Origin of the sequence: Bacillus salacetis, assembly GCF_003581585.1 — a bacterium.
Taxonomy (GTDB): domain Bacteria; phylum Bacillota; class Bacilli; order Bacillales; family Bacillaceae_B; genus Rossellomorea; species Rossellomorea salacetis.
The window spans coordinates 40,069-61,376 of sequence record NZ_QXIR01000028.1 but is presented as its reverse complement, the minus strand read 5'-3'; the positions used below and the strand labels follow the sequence as shown (position 1 = coordinate 61,376).

At 44.8% G+C, this 21,308-nt stretch carries 24 protein-coding genes and 2 other annotated features; all 24 genes read left to right on the top strand.

Features of this window, described 5'->3' with window-relative positions:
* Positions 1–429 precede the first annotated feature (429 nt).
* The 24 genes from D3H55_RS17705 (at position 430) to rplL (ending at position 21,305) form a co-directional block, all read left to right on the top strand.
* Entirely contained in the window at positions 430–894 is a 465-nt protein-coding gene (locus tag D3H55_RS17705) for a CtsR family transcriptional regulator (protein ID WP_420808766.1), read from the top strand.
* Between the two features lie 15 nt (positions 895–909).
* Complete coding sequence (gene mcsA / locus D3H55_RS17700; RefSeq protein ID WP_119548648.1) at positions 910–1,452, top strand: protein-arginine kinase activator protein McsA; 543 nt, start codon at positions 910–912, stop codon at positions 1,450–1,452.
* On the top strand, positions 1,452–2,522 hold the full coding sequence (gene mcsB, locus D3H55_RS17695; protein WP_119548647.1) for a protein-arginine kinase McsB: 1,071 nt from the start codon (positions 1,452–1,454) through the stop codon (positions 2,520–2,522). Before mcsA ends, mcsB begins: the two co-directional genes overlap by 1 nt.
* Positions 2,523–2,534: 12 nt before the next feature.
* Positions 2,535–4,976 (top strand): ATP-dependent protease ATP-binding subunit ClpC, encoded by a 2,442-nt coding sequence (gene clpC, locus D3H55_RS17690; protein WP_119548646.1) that lies wholly within the window; start codon positions 2,535–2,537, stop codon positions 4,974–4,976.
* A gap of 318 nt (positions 4,977–5,294) precedes the next feature.
* Positions 5,295–6,671 carry a DNA repair protein RadA gene (gene radA, locus D3H55_RS17685; RefSeq protein ID WP_119548645.1) on the top strand — a complete coding sequence of 459 codons (1,377 nt, stop codon included), beginning with the start codon at positions 5,295–5,297 and terminating at the stop codon, positions 6,669–6,671.
* A gap of 4 nt (positions 6,672–6,675) precedes the next feature.
* Positions 6,676–7,749, top strand: coding sequence for a DNA integrity scanning diadenylate cyclase DisA (gene disA, locus D3H55_RS17680; protein ID WP_119548644.1), 1,074 nt, complete (start codon positions 6,676–6,678; stop codon positions 7,747–7,749).
* A 215-nt stretch (positions 7,750–7,964) separates the two neighbouring features.
* Positions 7,965–9,053 (top strand): PIN/TRAM domain-containing protein, encoded by a 1,089-nt coding sequence (locus tag D3H55_RS17675; protein WP_119548643.1) that lies wholly within the window; start codon positions 7,965–7,967, stop codon positions 9,051–9,053.
* Between the two features lie 103 nt (positions 9,054–9,156).
* Positions 9,157–9,843, top strand: a complete 687-nt coding sequence (gene ispD / locus D3H55_RS17670; protein WP_119548642.1) for a 2-C-methyl-D-erythritol 4-phosphate cytidylyltransferase — start codon at positions 9,157–9,159, stop codon at positions 9,841–9,843.
* A 20-nt stretch (positions 9,844–9,863) separates the two neighbouring features.
* Complete coding sequence (ispF, locus tag D3H55_RS17665; RefSeq protein ID WP_119548650.1) at positions 9,864–10,346, top strand: 2-C-methyl-D-erythritol 2,4-cyclodiphosphate synthase; 483 nt, start codon at positions 9,864–9,866, stop codon at positions 10,344–10,346.
* Positions 10,347–10,744: 398 nt separating this feature from the next.
* Positions 10,745–12,202, top strand: coding sequence for a glutamate--tRNA ligase (gltX, locus tag D3H55_RS17660; RefSeq protein ID WP_119548641.1), 1,458 nt, complete (start codon positions 10,745–10,747; stop codon positions 12,200–12,202).
* A gap of 46 nt (positions 12,203–12,248) precedes the next feature.
* Positions 12,249–12,472, top strand: a binding site (T-box leader).
* Between the two features lie 439 nt (positions 12,473–12,911).
* On the top strand, positions 12,912–13,577 hold the full coding sequence (cysE, locus tag D3H55_RS17655; protein ID WP_119548640.1) for a serine O-acetyltransferase: 666 nt from the start codon (positions 12,912–12,914) through the stop codon (positions 13,575–13,577).
* Positions 13,567–14,964, top strand: coding sequence for a cysteine--tRNA ligase (gene cysS, locus D3H55_RS17650; RefSeq protein ID WP_119548639.1), 1,398 nt, complete (start codon positions 13,567–13,569; stop codon positions 14,962–14,964). Before cysE ends, cysS begins: the two co-directional genes overlap by 11 nt.
* 2 nt (positions 14,965–14,966) lie before the next feature.
* The gene (locus tag D3H55_RS17645; protein WP_119548638.1) at positions 14,967–15,392 is read left to right on the top strand and encodes a Mini-ribonuclease 3; all 426 of its coding nucleotides are present in this window, start codon (positions 14,967–14,969) and stop codon (positions 15,390–15,392) included.
* Entirely contained in the window at positions 15,392–16,135 is a 744-nt protein-coding gene (gene rlmB / locus D3H55_RS17640; protein WP_119548637.1) for a 23S rRNA (guanosine(2251)-2'-O)-methyltransferase RlmB, read from the top strand. The genes D3H55_RS17645 and rlmB overlap by 1 nt, the downstream gene beginning before the upstream one ends.
* 3 nt (positions 16,136–16,138) lie before the next feature.
* A complete protein-coding gene (locus D3H55_RS17635) occupies positions 16,139–16,648 on the top strand; it encodes an NYN domain-containing protein (protein WP_119548636.1) in 510 nt (169 codons plus the stop codon).
* Positions 16,649–16,711: 63 nt separating this feature from the next.
* Positions 16,712–17,371, top strand: a complete 660-nt coding sequence (gene sigH, locus D3H55_RS17630) for an RNA polymerase sporulation sigma factor SigH (RefSeq protein WP_119548635.1) — start codon at positions 16,712–16,714, stop codon at positions 17,369–17,371.
* 84 nt (positions 17,372–17,455) lie between these two features.
* Positions 17,456–17,605: a 50S ribosomal protein L33 gene (gene rpmG, locus D3H55_RS17625; RefSeq protein ID WP_119548634.1), complete on the top strand. Its 150-nt coding sequence runs from the start codon at positions 17,456–17,458 to the stop codon at positions 17,603–17,605.
* The gene (locus tag D3H55_RS24470; RefSeq protein WP_168413158.1) at positions 17,574–17,759 is read left to right on the top strand and encodes a hypothetical protein; all 186 of its coding nucleotides are present in this window, start codon (positions 17,574–17,576) and stop codon (positions 17,757–17,759) included. Before rpmG ends, D3H55_RS24470 begins: the two co-directional genes overlap by 32 nt.
* Positions 17,760–17,801: 42 nt before the next feature.
* Positions 17,802–17,978: a preprotein translocase subunit SecE gene (gene secE / locus D3H55_RS17620; protein WP_113929740.1), complete on the top strand. Its 177-nt coding sequence runs from the start codon at positions 17,802–17,804 to the stop codon at positions 17,976–17,978.
* Between the two features lie 198 nt (positions 17,979–18,176).
* The gene (gene nusG / locus D3H55_RS17615) at positions 18,177–18,710 is read left to right on the top strand and encodes a transcription termination/antitermination protein NusG (protein ID WP_119548633.1); all 534 of its coding nucleotides are present in this window, start codon (positions 18,177–18,179) and stop codon (positions 18,708–18,710) included.
* Positions 18,711–18,889: 179 nt separating this feature from the next.
* Positions 18,890–19,315, top strand: a complete 426-nt coding sequence (gene rplK / locus D3H55_RS17610; protein WP_148941924.1) for a 50S ribosomal protein L11 — start codon at positions 18,890–18,892, stop codon at positions 19,313–19,315.
* A gap of 120 nt (positions 19,316–19,435) precedes the next feature.
* Positions 19,436–20,134 carry a 50S ribosomal protein L1 gene (gene rplA / locus D3H55_RS17605; RefSeq protein ID WP_119548631.1) on the top strand — a complete coding sequence of 233 codons (699 nt, stop codon included), beginning with the start codon at positions 19,436–19,438 and terminating at the stop codon, positions 20,132–20,134.
* Positions 20,135–20,192: 58 nt separating this feature from the next.
* Positions 20,193–20,334, top strand: a sequence feature (ribosomal protein L10 leader region).
* 44 nt (positions 20,335–20,378) lie between these two features.
* On the top strand, positions 20,379–20,879 hold the full coding sequence (gene rplJ, locus D3H55_RS17600) for a 50S ribosomal protein L10 (RefSeq protein ID WP_119548630.1): 501 nt from the start codon (positions 20,379–20,381) through the stop codon (positions 20,877–20,879).
* 63 nt (positions 20,880–20,942) lie between these two features.
* Positions 20,943–21,305, top strand: coding sequence for a 50S ribosomal protein L7/L12 (gene rplL / locus D3H55_RS17595; protein ID WP_119548629.1), 363 nt, complete (start codon positions 20,943–20,945; stop codon positions 21,303–21,305).
* Positions 21,306–21,308: the final 3 nt, after the last annotated feature.

Sequence of the window (21,308 nt, the reverse complement as noted above, 5' to 3'; positions counted from 1 at the left end):
ATGAAAGAGTACCCGAAGGGGTGCTCTTTTTTGTATAAAAAAATAAGGATTGCCGCAAGCGAGAGGGATTTACTCATTTTAAATGTCTAAATCAAAAATAGTAACCGAAAAGGAAATTGCCGAAAAATCGAATTGAAGTATAACTGCGAATTTTGAAGGTGAAGCATCTGGGTTGATGCATAACTTTTATTTTAGATGCAAAACTGGCTGAATTTGATGCATAACCATTCCGATTCGGTGCATCACATGAAAATTAAATTATTTTTAACTAAAACCCTTTTCATTATTTTTCCAACAAAACTAAATTCATATGTTTAAGGGACCCCTGCACCTGGGAAAACTTTTAAGGCAGATTAATGAATTGCATTGACAAGTTGTTCTGGTGTATAATCTTAGTCAAATATAGTCAAAGTCAAAAGAGGAGGAGGCCTGATGAGGAATATTTCCGATATCATAGAAAACTATCTTAAGAAGGTTTTTGAGTCAAGCGGCAATGAGATTGTCGAGATAAAGCGCAGCGAGATTGCTGACAAGTTTCAGTGTGTTCCCTCCCAGATCAACTATGTGATCAATACAAGATTTACGATTGAAAGAGGTTATATGGTAGAAAGCAAGAGGGGCGGAGGGGGATATATCCGTATCATGAAGGTGCAATCCCTTGATCACGCGCATCTTGTTGACCAGTTGATAGCGCTGGTGGATACCAGGGTTTCACAGAGTACAGCAGAAGATCTTGTATATAGATTGGTTGAAGAAGAGGTAATTTCGTTAAGGGAAGCGAAGATAATGATAAGTGTCATGGATCGCTCGGTGCTTTATATCGATTTGCCCGATAGAGATGAATTGAGGGCAAGGATGCTGAAAGCGATGCTGATTACATTAAAATATAAATAGGAGGGGTGAGTTGAATTGATTTGCCAGGAGTGTAATGAAAGGCCTGCCACTCTCCATTTTACAAAGATAGTCAACGGGGAAAAGACGGAAGTCCATTTGTGTGAAAGATGTGCTAAGGAAAAAGGGGAAATGTTCATGTTTGACGGCTCTCCTTCCTTTTCTGTCAACAGTCTTCTTTCCGGCCTTTTGAATCTGAGTCCTGCCATGAAACAGCAGGAGGAACAGGTGCACCGGCAGGAAGCTCTGCAATGTGAGAAATGTAAGATGACATTTCAACAGTTTATAAATGTCGGAAGGTTTGGCTGTGCAAATTGTTATGAAACATTTAAAGATGAGTTGACACCGATTCTCAGGAGGGTCCACAGCGGAAATGTGGAGCATCATGGAAAAGTTCCTCAGCGGATGGGCGGTACGATCCATTTAAAGAAAAAGCTTACAGGCTTAAGAGGGCAGCTGCAGCAGCTGATCCAAGATGAAGAATTTGAACAAGCAGCAGGAGTGAGAGATGAAATCCGCTCCCTTGAAAAGGAAATCCAACAAGAGGGAGGCGGCCGGTAATGTCATTGGAGAGATTTTTAAGCCAGGCTTCAAGCTCTTGGATGAGCGAGGATGGACCTAACTCGGACATCGTGTTAAGCACCCGGATCCGTCTTGCGCGCAATTTGAATCAATACCTGTTTCCAACTCTCTTTTCACCGGAGGAAGCGAATATGATCCTTGAAAAGGTCGAGGGTTGTATTGGGGATGAGGCAGGGGAGCATGGAAATCTGGAGTTCTTAAAGATGTCAGAAATGCAGCCGCTCCAAAAGCGGGTCCTGATGGAAAAGCATCTGGTCAGTCCGAACCTCACGGATGAGTCAGGCTATGGAGCTGTTGCTCTTTCTGAAAAAGAGGATATCAGCATCATGGTGAATGAAGAAGATCATATACGCATCCAGTGCCTATTCCCTGGATTGCAGCTGCATGAAGCTTTGGAGAAAGCGGATGATATCGATGACTGGCTGGAAAGCAAGCTTGATTTCGCTTTCCATGAAAAAAACGGTTATCTTACTTCCTGCCCGACCAATGTCGGCACGGGGATGAGGGCATCTGTCATGATGCACCTCCCTGCGCTTATCATTACCCAGCAGATGAACCGGATCATTCCTGCCATCAACCAATTAGGGCTTGTGGTTAGAGGGATTTACGGTGAAGGCAGCGAAGCATTAGGTAATATCTTTCAAATTTCCAATCAGATCACCCTCGGGAAGTCGGAGGAAGACATCGTGGAGGACCTGAACGGGGTCGTGAAGCAGATTATTGCTCAAGAACAATCAGCCAGGGAAGCATTAGTGAAAACTTCAAACATACAATTAGAAGATAGAGTGTTCCGTTCCCTTGGTGTTTTGGAGAACTGCAGGGTAATTGAGTCGAAAGAGGCAGCTAAATGTTTGTCGGATGTGAGATTGGGGATTGATTTGGGGTATATAGAGAATATATCCCGCAATATTTTAAATGAATTAATGATTCTTACCCAGCCAGGGTTTTTACAGCAATATTCAGGAGGACCGCTCCACCCTGACGAAAGGGACATAAGAAGAGCGGCATTTATTCGGGAACGACTTAAACTTGAGAATAGAAGCAGTTAGGAGGAGACGAATATGATGTTTGGCAGATTTACAGAAAGAGCCCAGAAGGTATTGGCTTTGGCACAGGAAGAGGCAATCCGTTTATCCCACAGCAACATCGGAACAGAACACATACTGCTGGGACTGGTCCGTGAAGGTGAGGGCATTGCTGCAAAAGGATTGACAGCCTTGGGGCTGAGCCCGGAAAAAATCCAGAAAGAAGTGGAGAGCCTGATCGGGAAAGGCAAGGAGAGCTCCCAGACGATCCACTACACACCAAGAGCAAAGAAGGTTATTGAACTGTCCATGGATGAAGCCAGAAAACTAGGTCATTCCTATGTAGGGACTGAGCATATCCTTCTTGGACTGATCAGAGAAGGAGAAGGCGTTGCTGCCCGTGTATTGAACAATCTCGGGGTGAGCTTGAATAAAGCCAGACAGCAGGTGCTTCAGCTGCTTGGAAGCAATGAATCGAACGGCCACCAGGGCGGAACAAGCACCAATGCCAACACGCCGACGCTTGACAGCCTGGCAAGAGATTTGACAGCCATTGCAAGGGAAGACAGCCTTGATCCTGTCATCGGAAGAAGCAAAGAGATTCAGCGCGTCATCGAGGTTCTCAGCAGAAGAACAAAGAATAATCCGGTATTGATCGGTGAACCAGGTGTAGGTAAAACTGCGATAGCTGAAGGCCTTGCCCAGCAGATCGTCAATAACGAAGTACCTGAAATCCTTCGGGACAAACGCGTCATGACACTGGATATGGGTACAGTTGTTGCCGGTACTAAATACCGCGGTGAATTTGAAGACCGCCTCAAAAAGGTCATGGATGAAATCCGCCAGGCGGGTAATATCATACTTTTCATCGATGAACTTCATACATTGATCGGAGCAGGGGGAGCGGAAGGTGCCATCGATGCATCGAATATCCTCAAACCATCATTAGCCCGAGGAGAATTGCAATGTATCGGTGCGACGACCCTTGATGAATACCGAAAATATATCGAAAAAGATGCGGCATTGGAAAGAAGGTTCCAGCCAATCCAAGTGGATGAGCCGACTGCCGAAGAGTCCGTACAGATCCTGAAAGGTTTGCGTGACCGTTATGAAGCCCACCATCGAGTATCCATCACAGATGAGGCAATCGAGGCAGCCGTCAAGCTTTCAGACCGTTATATTTCAGACCGTTTCCTTCCGGATAAGGCGATTGATCTCATTGATGAGTCCGGGTCGAAGGTAAGATTGCGTTCATATACAACTCCTCCTAATCTCAAGGAGCTTGAAGTGAAGCTTGAAGAGATCAGAAAAGAGAAAGATGCTGCAGTCCAAAGCCAGGAATTCGAAAAAGCGGCTTCCTTGCGGGATACAGAACAGCGTTTAAGAGAAGAGCTTGAAGATACAAAGAAATCCTGGAAAGAGAAGCAGGGGCAGGAAAATACTGAAGTCACAGTCGAGGATATTGCCAAGGTTGTATCCAGCTGGACCGGGATACCTGTCAGCAAGCTTGCACAGACAGAAACGGATAAGCTCCTCAAGCTTGAAGAAATCCTCCACTCCCGTGTGATTGGCCAGGATGAAGCAGTTAAAGCTGTATCGAAAGCTGTAAGAAGAGCGAGAGCAGGCTTGAAAGATCCGAAGAGACCGATTGGTTCTTTCGTTTTCCTTGGGCCTACAGGTGTCGGTAAGACGGAATTGGCCAGAGCCCTGGCAGAATCCATGTTCGGCGATGAGGAATCGATGATCCGGATTGATATGTCCGAGTACATGGAAAAGCATTCGACTTCCCGCCTTGTCGGTTCACCTCCAGGCTATGTAGGATATGAGGAAGGCGGACAGCTTACCGAAAAGGTACGCCGCAAGCCATACTCGGTCATCCTGCTTGATGAGATTGAAAAAGCGCATCCAGATGTGTTCAATATCCTTCTTCAAGTGCTGGAAGACGGCCGTCTGACTGACAGCAAAGGACGTACAGTCGACTTCAGGAATACGGTCTTGATCATGACATCCAATGTCGGAGCAGAGTCCCTGAAGAAAAATAAATATGTCGGGTTCAACATCCAGGATGGTGAGCAGGATTACAAAGATATGAAAGGGAAAGTGATGGAGGAGCTGAAGAGGGCCTTCAGACCGGAATTCCTGAACCGTATCGATGAGATCATCGTCTTCCATTCTCTTGAAAAGGAACATTTGAAAGAAATCGTGACGTTGATGTCCGATCAATTGACGAATAGATTGAAAGAACAGGATATCTCACTTGCCCTTACAGATGCCGCCAAGGAGAAGATTGCAGATGAAGGCTTCGACCCTGAATACGGGGCGCGTCCGCTGCGCCGGGCAATCCAGAAACATATCGAGGACCGGTTATCGGAAGAACTTCTGAAAGGTACTGTCCTTACTGGCCAGCAAGTACTGATCGATGTAGAGGATAATGAATTCACAGTTAAAATGAAAGAAACGAGCAATACATCTTCCTAAGAAAAGATAAAGCAATCAAGAGCAGCCCAAGTCAGCCTTGCCAGGAAACTCCGCTGTCAGAGCGGGGTCTTCCCTCAAGGCTGCAGCTGTTCCTGCTTTGCCTTTTTGCTTTTTACATGTTGTTGTACAGGCAGGCATAAATGTGTAGCAATCTGCTACATTCTCCTTTCGCTACTGATAAATCATTGGTATTCAAGCCTTACTGCTTTTTACTTCCCCCGAATTTGCCCTCATTCTATAATAGAGTTCCAAACGTTTCCCTACAGAAGTATTTCAATAAAATATTTTACATAGATATAAAAGAGAGAGGTAATAAAGTTGGCTAAAAAGAAAACAAAATTTATGTGTCAGTCATGTGGGTATGAATCAGCAAAATGGATGGGCAGATGCCCCGGCTGCTCAGAGTGGAATAAGATGGTGGAAGAAGTCGAAATCACCGGAAAACAGCCAAGGGGCGCATTTAAGCATTCAATACAGGAAGGGCCTTCCAAAGCAGAAAAACTTATTTCGATTGAAACAAGGCAGGAACCAAGAGTGGAGACTGATTCACGGGAGTTGAACAGGGTGCTTGGCGGCGGCGTGGTTCCAGGTTCCCTTGTCCTGATCGGGGGAGATCCTGGTATCGGAAAATCGACTTTGCTGCTGCAGGTTTCATCTCAATTGGCAGAGGGTAAACACAAAGTTCTATATATATCCGGTGAGGAATCCATTAAACAGACTAAGCTCAGGGCGGACCGTTTGAAAATCAAGGCAGACGATCTTTATATATATGCGGAAACCAATTTGGAAGCAATACATGGAACGATCGAGGAATTGTCGCCTGAATTTGTGATTGTTGATTCCATCCAGACGATCTTCCATCCCGAAGTGACCTCTGCCCCGGGGAGCGTTTCGCAGGTTCGTGAATGTACGGCAGAGTTAATGCGGATTGCCAAAACAAAAGGAATTGCGATTTTCATAGTCGGGCATGTTACAAAAGAGGGTTCCATTGCAGGGCCGAGGCTGCTGGAACATATGGTTGATACAGTCCTTTACTTTGAAGGTGAAAGACATCATGCATACAGAATCCTCAGAGCGGTAAAAAACCGGTTTGGTTCGACGAATGAAATGGGAATCTTTGAAATGAAGGAACTTGGTCTTGAAGAAGTGGAAAATCCTTCAGAGATATTCCTTGAAGAAAGGTCGCAGGGAGCTGCCGGTTCCACTGTAGTTGCATCAATGGAAGGAACCAGGCCGGTACTTGTGGAGATCCAGGCGCTTGTCACTCCGACCAGCTTCAATAATCCAAGGAGGATGGCAACGGGGATTGACCACAGCAGGGTCTCCCTGATCATGGCTGTTCTTGAGAAAAGAGCCGGCTTCCTGCTTCAGCATCAGGATGCATACCTGAAAGTAGCCGGCGGAGTGAAGCTGGACGAACCGGCTATCGATCTTGCGGTAGCAGCTTCAATAGCTTCCAGCTTCAGGGACCAGTCCTCGGATCCCTTTGACTGCATCATCGGCGAGGTGGGGCTGACAGGGGAAATCCGCAGGGTGTCAAGAATTGAGCAGCGGGTGCAGGAAGCGGCCAAACTGGGATTCAAACGAGTCATTATTCCTGCTAATAATATCGGCGGGTGGAAAGCACCGAAGGGTATCGAAATTATCGGTGTGAAAAATATAAATGAAGCACTGAAGCAAATTTTAGGAGGATAATTACATGAGTGAGAAGAAGGTACAGGATAAGTCGATGTCCGATATCCTGCAATTCGTTGCCCCGGGCTCGCCGCTCCGGGAAGGTATCGACAATGTACTTAGAGCAAAAACCGGGGGACTTATCGTCATTGGCTACAATGAAAAAGTGAAATCGCTTGTGGATGGGGGCTTTCATATCAACAGTGTGTTTTCTCCCAGCTATCTTTATGAACTGGCGAAAATGGACGGTGCCATCATCCTGAACGACTCCGGAACTAAAATCATCCTGGCAAATGCGCAGCTGGCCCCCGATGCAACCGTACCTTCTTCTGAAACCGGCATGCGGCACCGGACTGCAGAACGTGTGGCCAAACAGACAAAATGCCTGGTGATCGCCATTTCCCAAAGAAGGAATGTCATCACCTTATATCAAGGAAACTTCAGGTATGCCCTTAAGGATATCTCCAATATCCTTACAAAAGCGAACCAGGCCATCCAGACCCTTGAAAAGTATAAAGTGGTGCTTGATCAAAGTATTTCAAATCTTTCTGTCCTGGAATTCGAAGAGCTGGTCACCTACAGCGACTTGCTCCAGGTCCTCCATCGGTTTGAAATGGTCCTTCGGATCAAGAATGAACTTCTCACTTATTTGAGTGAGCTTGGAACAGAAGGAAGGCTCATACGCCTTCAAATGAATGAACTCCTCTCAGACATTGAAGAGGAAGCCATGATGATCATAAGGGATTACTCCCATGCCCGCGACATCAAACCATTTGATGTCCTGCATAAATTCCAGGAGCTGGTTCATTCGGAGGTGCTGGATGATACCGTCCTTCTTAAGCTGCTTGGATATAATGGATATATCCATTTGGATGACGGGATCTGCCCGCGGGGTTACCGGGTGCTGAACAAAATTCCGAGGCTCCCGATCGTCATCATTGAAAATCTTGTGACGAACTTTGAGATTTTGCCGCACATCCTGAAGGCGGATGTAGAAGCATTGGATGATGTCGAAGGAATCGGGGAAGTCCGCGCCCGCAAAATCAAGCAAGGCTTAAAGCTCATAAGGGAGCAGACATTTGCGGACAGACAGCTATAGGTAATTTGTCATATTTATACTGTTGTGTTAGAATATGTATTTTTAAAATTGACACACCTATAATTAAGTGTTAGCCTTTTTTAAAAGGATGAGAGCACTTATTATTATTTTAATATATCAATAGCGTGTCAATTTGATTACATTCAAAAAATATTGCGATTTTATACGTTTCAAAAATAGGAATTTGTTTATAATGAGTAGGAGGAGGTGAGGGGATGTTAAAGAGAATCGTTCAAGCATGTTTCCTTATACTTGGGGGGACATTAGGAATTTTTCTTCTTCCCGATTTGCTTACATTAATCAATTTGTCAGATGAACCATTATTAAACAACCCTTATATAACTGCAATCTTAGGAGCTATTATTTTTTATATATTAACTTTCTGGGCAGTTAAGTACGTGGAAAACTTTGTGAAGTGGTTTGAAGATTCACTTGTGAAAGCACCAGTGACTGATATCCTGTTTGGGAGCCTTGGTTTAATTCTTGGGTTATTCGTCGCTTATCTCTTCGGAATCCCTTTTAATTCAATGGAAATCCCGATTGTCAATACAGTCGTGCCAATCTTGCTGACCCTGCTGCTTGGATACCTTGGGTTCCAGGTGGGATTCAAGAAAAGGGATGAACTGATAAACCTCTTCTCAATGGGCAACAAAACGAAAAAGAAAGGTGCGGAAGATGAGGTTGAAGCTCCTGAAAAGACGCTTAAAATCCTTGATACAAGTGTCATCATCGATGGACGCATAGCAGATATCTGCCAGACCGGTTTCCTTGAAGGCATCATCGTCATTCCACAATTTGTTCTGGAAGAACTCCAGCATATTGCCGATTCCTCGGATGTATTGAAGAGAAACAGGGGCAGGCGTGGACTTGACATACTGAACCGCATTCAAAAAGAACTTCCGATTGAAGTCCAGATCTATGAAGGGGACTTCGAGGAGATCCAGGAAGTCGACAGCAAGCTCGTGAAGCTGGCCAAGATTACAAATGGAATTGTCGTGACCAACGACTTCAACTTAAATAAAGTCTGCGATTTGCAAAGTGTGCAGGTCCTGAATATCAATGATTTAGCAAATGCAGTGAAACCTGTAGTCCTTCCCGGGGAAGAATTGCGTGTCCAGGTCATCAAGGATGGGAAAGAACAGAAGCAGGGCATTGCATACCTTGACGACGGCACAATGATCGTTGTTGAAGAAGGCAGAAATTATATCGGCAAAAGTATTGAAGTCCTTGTGACAAGTGTTCTTCAGACTTCGGCCGGCAGAATGATTTTTGCTAAGCCTAAACAATTGGAAAAAGCATTATAATTGTTAAACTAACAGCATGGTAAAAACCGGCGGTGGCGAATGGACTCTGAAAGGAGTTCTGTCACCGCCTTTTTATCAGTCTGAGGGAGATAGGAGTTTGCATATGAAATACCAGGTGATCATCCCGGCAGCAGGACAGGGGAAGCGAATGAAAGCCGGGAAAAATAAGCTGCTGCTCGAGCTTGACGGCCGTCCCATCCTTTTTCATACATTAGACGTATTTGAGAACGATCCTGAATGCGAAGGGATCATTCTTGCTATACACGAGGATGATAAAGAAACGCTTGAAAAGCTGGCTGAAAAGCATAAACTGTCAAAGATCAAGAGAATGGTAATTGGAGGTAAAGAGCGGCAGGATAGTGTATATAATGCATTGAAGTCCGTTCAGGACGCAGAGATGATCCTTGTGCATGATGGCGCACGGCCTTTCATCGCGCAATCCACCATTAAGGAACTGGTGAAGGGAGCTGAAACAAGAGGAGCAGCCATCGCAGCTGCGCCTGTCAAAGATACGATCAAGAAAGCGGCAGGCGGCATTGTCCAGGAAACCATCGAACGGTCAAGCTTATGGCAGGTGCAGACCCCGCAGGCTTTTCGGATCGGACTTCTCACGGAAGCCCACCAGAGAGCTGAACGGGAAGGCTTCACAGGTACTGATGATGCCTCGCTTGTGGAGCGTCTGGGTGAGGAAGTCGGAATTGTTGAGAGTGACTATGATAATATTAAGATAACAACGCCGGAGGATTTATACTTTGCAGAGGCGATCCTCGCAAAGAGAAGGCAAATATAGTGCTGAAAGGAAGTATGATCATGTTCAGGATCGGACAAGGATTTGATGTTCATCAATTGACGGAAGGGAGGCCGTTGATCATCGGGGGGATCACCATTCCTTATGAAAAGGGCCTGCTTGGCCACTCTGATGCAGATGTGCTTTTACATACCATTGCGGACGCTTGTTTAGGAGCGATAGCTGCAGGCGATATCGGGAAGCATTTCCCTGATACCGACCCGGAATTCAAGGACGCAGACTCAGGAAAGCTGTTGAGTCATGTTTGGAATCTGGTAAAAGAGGAAGGCTATGAACTGGCGAATATCGATTGCACCATCATTGCACAAATGCCAAAAATGGCCCCTTATATCTCCCAAATGAGAGAAAGAATCGCGGAACTGCTTGAAGCAGACATTTCACAGGTGAATGTAAAAGCAACCACATCTGAAAAACTGGGCTTCACCGGGCGCGGGGAAGGAATCGCAGCGCAGGCAGCCGTGTTGGTTGTTAAGAAATCTAACTAATTACAATGAGACAGTAGTGATAGGTATAACAGGACTAGGTTATATTACGATCTGTCAAGATAATCCCCTATCCAAATAATATAAGATTTCTATAATGCTCCTGCTTTAAAGATTCAAATCTGTATTGTTTACGCTGGTGAATGGAGCGGAAGGTGTGCAACTCCTGCTGGATTAGCGGGACTCATCCAGCTCCAGCGGCCGCTTCCATTTTTGAAAGGTGAGACCACGCAAGCGCAGTTGAAGAGGCTCACCGCCCGCACCGCGGAGTTGAACACCTGAAGCGGAAATCACCAACTTTTTTAAAAAAGGCATCTTCAGAACGACAATATAGCTTTATTCATGCACCCAACGGTGATAAAATATTGCAGAGATACTGAGAATCGAGGAGGAAAAGACTCATGACAAACGAAATCAGAGTGCGTTATGCTCCAAGTCCGACTGGACATTTACATATCGGCAATGCCAGAACAGCGCTTTTTAACTACCTTTATGCCCGCAGCACCGGCGGGAAATTCATTATCAGGGTGGAAGACACAGACGAGAAAAGAAATATTGAAGGCGGCGAAGAAAGCCAGCTGAAATATTTGCAATGGCTAGGCATCGACTGGGATGAAAGTGTTGATAAAGGCGGCGAGTATGGACCATACCGCCAATCAGAAAGAAATCATATTTACAGCAAGTACTACCAGGAGCTTTTAGATAAAGGCCTTGCTTACAAATGCTACTGTACTGAAGAGGAACTTGAAGCTGAGCGTGAAGCACAGCAGGCGAGAGGCGAAATGCCGAGATATTCCGGGAAGTGTGCGAACCTTTCCAAGGAAGAGCAGGAGAAGCTCGCAGCTGAAGGCCGCCAGCCGAGCATCCGCTTTAAGGTGCCGGCAGGCAAAGTGTATAAATTCGATGACATCGTGAAGGATGATGTTTCTTTTGAATCTGATGGGATCGGCGATTTTGTAATCGTAAAGAAAAATGGAATTCCTACCTACAACTTTGCTGTGGCGGTCGATGATTATCTAATGAAAATCACCCATGTCCTCCGGGGAGATGACCATATCTCCAACACTCCGAAGCAGCTGATGATTTTTGAAGCATTTGGATGGGAAGCACCGGTATACGGACACATGACATTGATCGTAAACGAGAACCGCAAAAAGCTCAGCAAGCGTGACGAAACCATCATTCAGTTCATCGAGCAGTACGAAGAGCTTGGATACCTGCCTGAAGCATTATTCAATTTCATCGCCTTACTGGGCTGGTCTCCAAAAGGGGAAGAGGAGCTGTTCAGCAAAGAGCAGTTCATAGACATCTTTGACCCTGAACGCTTATCTAAATCACCGGCAGTATTCGATAAGCAGAAGCTTCTCTGGGTCAACAACCAGTATATGAAAAACCTTGATCTTGAAGAGGTTGCTTCATTGGCGCTTCCGCATTTGGTGAAGGCCGGTAAAGTCAGCGAAAATCCTTCAGAAGAAGAAAGAGAGTGGGCAATGAAATTGATTGCCCTGTACCAGGAGCAAATGAGCTTTGGTGCAGAAATCGTTGAGCTTTCAGAAATGTTCTTCAAGAAGGATATCGAGTATGAAGAAGAAGCAAAAGAAGTCCTTGCTGAAGAGCAGGTGCCGGAAGTTTTAAGAGCTTTTGTTCAGGAAATCGATCAGCTTGAAGAGTATGAAGCGGCAGGAATCAAAAAATCAATCAAAGCTGTCCAAAAGTCCACGGGACATAAAGGGAAGAAGCTTTTCATGCCGATCCGCGCAGCAGTTACCGGCCAAACACATGGACCTGAGCTTCCGAATGCAATCGAGCTTTTAGGGAAAGATAAAGTAAAACATCGGATTGAGAGTCTTTTGGGTTAACATTTGCGCGAGATTGTAATATATTAAAAGTATTAAAAACGAATAAGCAAAAGTGTTGAAGAGGAGAAGTAATGAAGCGAAGCTTTTCAGAGAGAACCATCACCGGCTGAAAGTGGTTTAAGCCTCTCGTTTCTTGAAATGCACCTCGGAGTCCTTTATTGAAAATAGTATGTAAAGGCGGTTTCCTTCCGTTACTGGGGATTGAAGTTGGGGAAAAACGATTATTGTTTTGCCCAAACAGAGTGGAACCGCGCCTAAAGCGTCTCTGTCTATGGACAGAGGCGTTTTTTTGTTTTTGAAAAAGTATAGTTGATTTTCGCTCCAGGTGTGCGACTCCGCGGGGCGGGCGTTGAACTAAAAAGCGGAAGCAGCCGTTTAGCACCGTACAGATTGGAGGACTCTCAGATGTGATAAAGGAAACACAACGAACTAAGTGAGTTGAGGTTACTTATCGCAAGAAGAGAGACCGAAATCTGCTAGGTGCTGGCTGCTGGAACTGGATGAGTCCCGCTAGTCCCGCAGGAGATCGCACACCTTCGCTCCAATCAACTTACGTAATAACACGCATACCTCTTTCAAGAAAATTGTTTTTATTTAGGAAAGTCTTTAATAACAGCTAAAAAATTACCTTCTAAGTAATTAATTTTGGAAATAGCCAGTTTATACTCCTGTTTTGAAAAAAGGGATAAAAGAAAGGAGGGAGATTCAATTGTTCAAGCATCTAAGAGAAGATATACAGACCGTATTCGATCAGGATCCGGCGGCCCGAAACGCCCTGGAGGTCATCTTGACTTATTCAGGACTGCATGCAATATGGGCCCACAGGCTGGCCCACGCATTTTATAAACGGAAATTTTACTTCATCGCGAGAGTGATCTCCCAGATAAGCCGCTTTTTTACCGGAGTGGAAATTCATCCGGGAGCTGTGATCGGCAGCCGCTTCTTCATCGATCATGGGATGGGTGTCGTCATCGGCGAGACCTGTGAGATCGGTGACAATGTAACCATCTTCCAAGGAGTCACCCTTGGCGGGACGGGGAAGGAAAAAGGCAAACGGCACCCGACCATCCAGGACAACGCCCTTGTGGCAACAGGTGCCAAAGTACTGGGTTCCATCATAGTTGGAGAAAATTCTAAGGTAGGTGCAGGTTCGGTGGTTCTGAAGGATGTGCCTCCAAATTCAACAGTGGTCGGCATTCCGGGCAGGGTCGTCATAAAGGACGGCGTGAAAGTAAAAGGGAAAGATTTCAATCATACCGATCTCCCGGATCCAGTGGCAGACCGGTGCAACGATCTGGAAAATCAGATACTTGTATTGAAAAAAATGCTCACAGAAGCGCAACAGAAAGGGGAATCCCGGCAAAATGGCCATTAAAATCTACAACACACTCACAAGGAAAAAAGAGGAATTCAAACCGCTTGAAGAAGGAAAGGTAAAGATGTACGTCTGCGGTCCGACGGTATACAATTATATCCATATAGGGAATGCCCGTCCGGCTATCGTCTTTGATACGGTCCGCCGTTATTTCGAATATCGAGGCTGGGATGTCAACTTTGTATCAAATTTCACGGATGTGGATGACAAGCTGATCAAGGCTGCAAACGAATTAGGCGAAGATGTGCCAACCATTGCCGAGCGCTTCATTGCTGCCTATCATGAAGACACGGGTGCCCTTGGATGCCAAAAAGCGGATGTCCATCCCCGGGTAACAGAAAACATGGACATCATCATTGATTTCATCCAGGCATTGATTGACAAAGGGTATGCTTATGAATCTAAAGGCGATGTCTATTACCGGACCAGAAAATTTGAAGGCTACGGAAAACTATCCCATCAATCCATTGATGAGTTGAAAGTCGGAGCCAGGATCGAGGCGGGAGACAAAAAGGAAGACCCGCTGGACTTCGTGCTATGGAAAGCAGCGAAAGAAGGAGAAATTTTCTGGGAAAGTCCTTGGGGCCAGGGTCGTCCGGGCTGGCATATCGAGTGCTCAGCCATGGCCAAGAAGTATCTTGGAGAAACGATCGACATCCATGCAGGCGGGCAGGACTTGGCTTTCCCCCATCACGAAAACGAAATTGCCCAGTCAGAGGCCTTGAATAACCAGACTTTTGCACGCTACTGGATGCACAATGGCTACATCAACATCGACAACGAAAAGATGTCCAAGTCACTTGGGAACTTTGTTCTTGTCCATGACATCATTAAAGAACAGGATCCGCAGGTCCTTAGGTTTTTCATGTTATCAGTCCATTACCGCCACCCGATCAACTACAATCTTGACCTGCTGGAGAATGCCAAGACAGGGCTTGACCGCCTGAAGACATCTTATGAAAACCTTAAGCACAGAAGGGATGCATCAGCGGGGCTGACTGATGATAATCAAGGATGGATGGACAAAATTTCTTCACTGAAAGAACAGTTCATCACTGAAATGGATGATGATTTTAATACAGCCAATGGTATTTCCGTTTTATTCGAGCTTTCCAGACAGGCAAACTATTACCTCATGGAAAAGAACACTTCAGCTGCTGTAATTGATGAATTCATGAAACATTTCCAGGAGTTCTTCGAAGTGCTGGGACTAAAGCTTGAAGAAACCGGTTTGCTTGATGAAGAGATTGAAGAAATGATCACCCAGCGAATCCAGGCAAGGAAAGATCGAAACTTCCAGCTTGCGGATGAACTGCGGGACAAGTTGAAAGATATGAATATAATACTTGAAGATACTGCTCAAGGAACTCGCTGGAAAAGAGGGTAATCATGTTATATCAGCAAAATGAAAAAATAGATGCAAAACAAATGAATGCCCTTGCTCTTGCCTATATGGGGGATGCCGTATATGAAACTTATGTACGGCAATTCCTGCTCCAGTCAGGCAGGGTGAAACCCAATCAGCTCCACCGGGCAGCCACTGGCTATGTTTCTGCCAAGGCGCAGGCAGCTGCACTCAAGGAAATAACGGATCTTGAAATACTTTCAGAAGAAGAGATGGCGGTCGTCCGGAGAGGGCGCAATGCCAAATCCGGGACCATCCCCAAGAACACCGACGTACAGACTTACCGGTACAGTACAGCTTTTGAAGCCTTGATTGGTTATTTGTTTTTACAAAACCGAAAAGACCGGCTGGAAGAACTGATACAGAAAACTCTGGAAAACAATAGGAACACTGAGAAAGGAGGATCATGATGGATAGTGAATTTATTGCAGGGAAGAACCCTGTCATAGAAGCATTGAAATCAGGCCGTGACATAAACAAAATCTGGATTGCCGAAGGATCACAAAAAGGGGCGATGACACAGATCACAAAGCTGGCTAAAGAAAAGAAAGTCCTGATCCAATTTGTGCCAAAGCAGAAGATTGAAGGAATGGTAAAGGAGAACCATCAAGGGGTTGTAGCATCCGTTGCAGCTTATCAATATGCAGAGATGGACGAGCTGTATGCGAGAGCAGAACAAAAGGGTGAAACACCATTCTTCCTGATGCTGGATGAACTTGAAGATCCTCATAATCTTGGGTCGATCATGAGGACGGCAGATGCATCAGGTGTTCATGGAATCATTATTCCGAAGAGAAGAGCGGTGGGACTTACAGCTACCGTCGCAAAAGCATCGACGGGAGCGATTGAACATATCCCTGTAGCGCGGGTCACCAACCTGGCCCAAACTATCGATGAGCTGAAGGATAGAGGCCTGTGGGTAGCGGGAACAGATGCGAAAGGTGCGGATGATTACCGAAGGCTGGATGGAACTTTGCCGATATGCCTTGTCATCGGCAGTGAAGGAAAAGGAATCGGCCGTTTAATAAGGGATAAATGTGATTTTCTTATTAAGATGCCTATGGTGGGACATGTGACATCATTGAATGCATCTGTCGCAGCCAGCATTCTGATGTATGAGGTATACCGCAAACGCCATCCTTTAGGGGAGTAGAAAATGAACATTCTACTCGTCGACGGCTACAACATAATCGGGGCCTGGCCGGAGCTTAGGGAATTGAAGAACAAAGACCTTGCTGCAGCCAGGGACCGCCTGGTGGAATGTATGGCTGAGTATCAGGGATACACCGGTTACAGGGTCATCGTTATCTTCGATGCCCATTATGTAACAGGGATTGAAAGAAAATACAAAAACTACAAAGTGGATGTGTTTTATACAAGAGAAAACGAGACGGCTGACGAAAGAATCGAGAAGCTGGCGATCGAGTTGAATAATATTAAAACACAAATCCATGTTGCTACCTCCGACTTCACGGAACAGTGGGCGATTTTCGGGCAGGGGGCGCTGAGAAAATCAGCGCGTGAACTTTTTAATGAGTGGCAGTCCATCCAGAAAAAAATTGAAAAGAATGTTAAAAAAACAGCGGAGAGAAAGCCTTCATCAAAGATCACCCTCACGGAAGAAGTGGCAGAAATTTTTGAAAAATGGCGCAGAGGAGAGCAATGACCTGTTGACGCTTACAAAAACAGTGCTGTATAATATTGTCTATCTATTGTTTGCGCGAGGAGGATGTGTGTGGACATTCACAGCAGCACAGGAGAACTGAAAGCTCTACTAGAGACGATGGACGACGAAGCCGTGATTGAAATGGTTCACCAGGGAGAAAGTGAAGCGCTGGATTTTCTTATTAAAAAATATCGGAATTTTGTGAGAGCGAAGGCGAGATCTTATTTTCTGATTGGTGCAGATAAGGAAGATATTGTACAGGAAGGCATGATCGGCCTGTACAAAGCCATACGTGACTATAAAGAGGACAAGCTGACTTCTTTCAAAGCATTTGCCGAACTGTGCATAACCAGGCAGATCATCACAGCAATCAAGACAGCGACACGCCAAAAGCATATCCCATTGAATTCTTATGTGTCATTGGACAAACCCATCTACGATGAAGAATCTGACAGGACTCTGCTGGATGTCATAACCGGGGCGAAAATCACGAATCCGGAAGAGCTGATCATCAACAGGGAAGAGTTTGACAGTATGGAAGATAAGATGGCAGAACTCCTGAGCGACCTGGAGAGGAAGGTCTTATCACTTTACCTTGACGGCCAATCCTATCAGGAGATTTCAGAAGAATTGAACCGCCATGTGAAATCGATAGACAATGCTCTGCAGAGGGTCAAACGCAAGCTCGAAAGGTATCTGGAAGTAAGGGAAATCACACTGTAGGACTTACGGGACTATATTGACACAAAAACACCGCCATGTTATTTTGGATAGGACTTAATTAGTATAAAACAGCAGGTGAAATTTATGAGCAGCAAGGTCGTTTTGGCTTGCAATGAATGTGGTTCCCGCAACTATACCGCTCCGAATGACAGAAGCGGCAAGAAGAATAGATTAGAGTTAAAGAAGTTTTGCAGTACATGCAATGCCCACACGCTCCATAAAGAAACAAAGTAGAATAGAAAGCGCCAGCGGCCGGACAGCGCCGAACAGATTGGGATCTCCTGCCCGGGATAAAGGAAACACGGCCAAGGAACTTGAGCCGGTGTTGACTTCCCGCAAAGGAAGAAGACCGAAATCTGCCAGGAGCCGGCTGCCGGGGCTTGAATAAGATTAACGCCCGGTGATATATACAAGTTGGAGGTAACAACAGATGTTCAAATTCTTTAGCAATGTCTCATCAGAGATGAAAAAGGTAAGCTGGCCGAAGCGCAAAGAGCTTACTCGTTATACAATCACTGTCATTTCCACTGTTATTTTTGTAGCCCTTTTCTTTACAGTCATCGACTTGGGGATTTCTGAACTTATCCGTCTTATTCCTGGCAGATAAAGCCTTTTGGTATTATACTGGTTTTTAACAATAATAGAGAAATACAGAATGCATTGTATATAGAGAGACAATTCATGGTATAATGACATTTAATAGCGCAAAACTTCTAGGAACCCGTTGAAAATCGGGTTTTTTCATTTGGGCCAAAAAATTATGATTATGTTTATTAGAGGAGGGACGGACATTAAGTCCTAACAAATGGAGAAGAACTGGTATGTTGTTCATACTTACTCAGGATATGAAAACAAAGTAAAAGCAAACCTGGAAAAACGAGTGGAATCAATGGGAATGCAAGATAAGATCTTCCGGGTGGTAGTTCCTGAAGAAGAAGAAACAGAGATCAAGAACGGAAAGAAGAAAGTTGTCAAAAAGAAAGTGTTCCCTGGATATGTGATCGTTGAAATCGTCATGACGGATGACTCTTGGTATGTTGTGCGGAATACTCCGGGAGTAACAGGGTTCGTGGGATCTACGGGTTCCGGTTCCAAACCTACACCGCTCCTTCCCGAAGAAGTGAACTCACTGCTTAAGCAGATGGGCATGGTTGAAAAGAGACTCGACGTCAACTTCGAACTAGGCGAGACTATCACAGTGACAGAGGGACCTTTTGCCAACTTCACTGGCCAGATCGAAGAAATCGATGCTGCAAAGGCAAAGGTGAAAGTATTGGTGAATATGTTCGGCCGCGAAACTCCGGTAGAGTTGGAGTTTACGCAGATTGATAAATTATAATCCAAAAGAACTTGAAATTCCATTTGGAAAGTGTTAATATTTCATAAGTCAGTCTGTTTCCGCGAGAGACTGCTGTACTACAAATTAAGTTCTTTATGTTTATAAAGACATTATTTAAATGAGTGGGAGGGCAATATCGGCCCTATTACCACATCACGGACTTTAAGGAGGTGTGTCTCGTGGCTAAAAAAGTAGTTAAAGTTGTTAAGTTGCAAATCCCTGCTGGTAAAGCTAATCCAGCGCCGCCGGTTGGTCCAGCACTTGGTCAGGCTGGTGTTAATATCATGGGATTCTGTAAGGAGTTTAATGCTCGCACAGCTGATCAAGCTGGCTTGATTATCCCTGTTGAAATTTCGGTATTTGAAGACCGTTCATTTACATTCATCACTAAAACTCCGCCTGCTGCAGTTTTACTTAAGAAAGCAGCTGGTATCGAGTCTGGTTCCGGTGAACCAAACCGTAACAAAGTTGCAACGGTTAAACGTGACAAAGTACGTGAAATCGCTGAAACGAAAATGCCTGACTTGAACGCTGCAAGCGTGGAAGCGGCTATGTTAATGGTTGAAGGTACTGCGCGCAGCATGGGTATTGTCATCGAAGACTAATCCCTGTTTAGTTGAATGTGCATGTTGGACGAGGTTGCGATGATGAAATTTCCGTTTCACTCGCAACCTTTATTCGTGGGAGGTTATTCCGCTAAAACCACAATCAAGGAGGAAATTAAAATGGCTAAAAAAGGTAAAAAGTATCTTGAAGCTCAAAAACTTGTAGACCGTTCTCAAGCTTACAATGTAGCAGAAGCGGTTGAACTTGTTAAGAAAACAAACTTCACTAAGTTTGATGCATCTGTAGAAGTGGCTTTCCGTCTTGGAGTAGACACTCGTAAAAACGACCAGCAAATCCGCGGAGCTGTTGTACTTCCGCACGGAACTGGTAAAACTCAAAAAGTTCTAGTATTCGCAAAAGGCGAAAAAGCAAAAGAAGCAGAAGCTGCTGGCGCTGACTTCGTTGGCGATGCAGATCTTATCGCGAAAATCAACCAAGGCTGGTTTGATTTCGATGTAATCGTTGCTACACCTGACATGATGGGTGAAGTTGGTAAACTTGGACGTGTGCTTGGACCAAAAGGTCTAATGCCAAACCCTAAAACAGGAACAGTAACATTCGATGTAGAAAAAGCGGTTAACGAAATCAAAGCTGGTAAAGTTGAATACCGTGCTGATAAAGCTGGTAACGTACATGTTCCAATCGGTAAAGTATCATTCGATACTGACAAGCTTGTTGAGAACTTCACTACAATGTACGATACAATGCTTAAAGCGAAACCGGCTGCTGCCAAAGGAACTTACGTGAAGAACGTAGCTGTTACTTCAACAATGGGTCCTGGAGTAAAAGTAGATCCTTCAACATTCACTGTAAAATAATTTAATTTTGATGTTGACTTAACAGAATGTATGTTATATACTTCATTCTGTTGTTAAAAAATATATAACATTTGTACCGTAGACAGCAGGGGCTGCCAAGCTTAATTTCCTGCCGAGGTAATTGCGATATGACGATTCTCAGGAATTCGTATGCAATGCCTTCATGTCTATCAACGATATGGAGGCATTTTTATTGTGATAGGCCGGTATGAATGTTCATCAGAAATCTACAGGAGGTGTAATGATGAGCAGCATTCTTGATCAAAAGAAACAAATCGTTGACGAAATCTCAGACAAGATGAAGAACAGTGTATCTACTATCATCGTGGATTACCGCGGTCTTGATGTATCTGAGGTTACTGAACTTCGTAAACAACTTCGTGAAGCTGGCATCGACTTCAAAGTATACAAAAATACAATGACACGTCGTGCGGCTGAAGCAGCTGGTTTCGAAGGATTAAATGAAGTGTTGACTGGACCGAACGCGATTGCGTTCAGTACAGAAGAGGTTGTGGCTCCAGCAAAGATTCTTAATAACTTTGCCAAAGACCATGAAGCTCTTGAAATCAAAGCGGGTATCATCGAAGGTACGGTAACTTCTGTTGAAGAAGTTAAGGCAATCGCTGAACTTCCATCTCGCGAAGGTCTTCTTTCCATGCTTCTCAGCGTGCTTCAAGCACCAATGCGCAACTTCGCGTTGGCTACAAAGGCAGTTGCGGACCAAAAAGAAGAGCAAGGCGCTTAATCCTGCAAGTTAACTTGCAGACAAATCCAAAACTAATCCATACAATATAGGAGGAAATATAAAATGAGTAAAGAGCAAATTATCGACGCTATTAAAGAAATGTCTGTTCTTGAATTGAACGATCTTGTAAAAGCTATTGAAGAAGAATTTGGTGTAACAGCTGCTGCTCCTGTAGCAATGGGCGCTGCTGGTGGCGGAGACGCTGCTGCAGAAAAAACTGAATTCGACGTTGTTCTTGAGAGCGCTGGTTCTCAAAAAATCAAAGTTATCAAAGTTGTTCGTGAAATCACAGGCCTTGGTCTTAAAGAAGCGAAAGAACTTGTTGATAACACTCCAAAAGCTCTTAAAGAAGGCGTTTCTAAAGAAGAAGCTGAAGAGCTTAAAGCTAAACTTGAAGAAGTTGGAGCTGGCGTAGAAGTTAAGTAATTC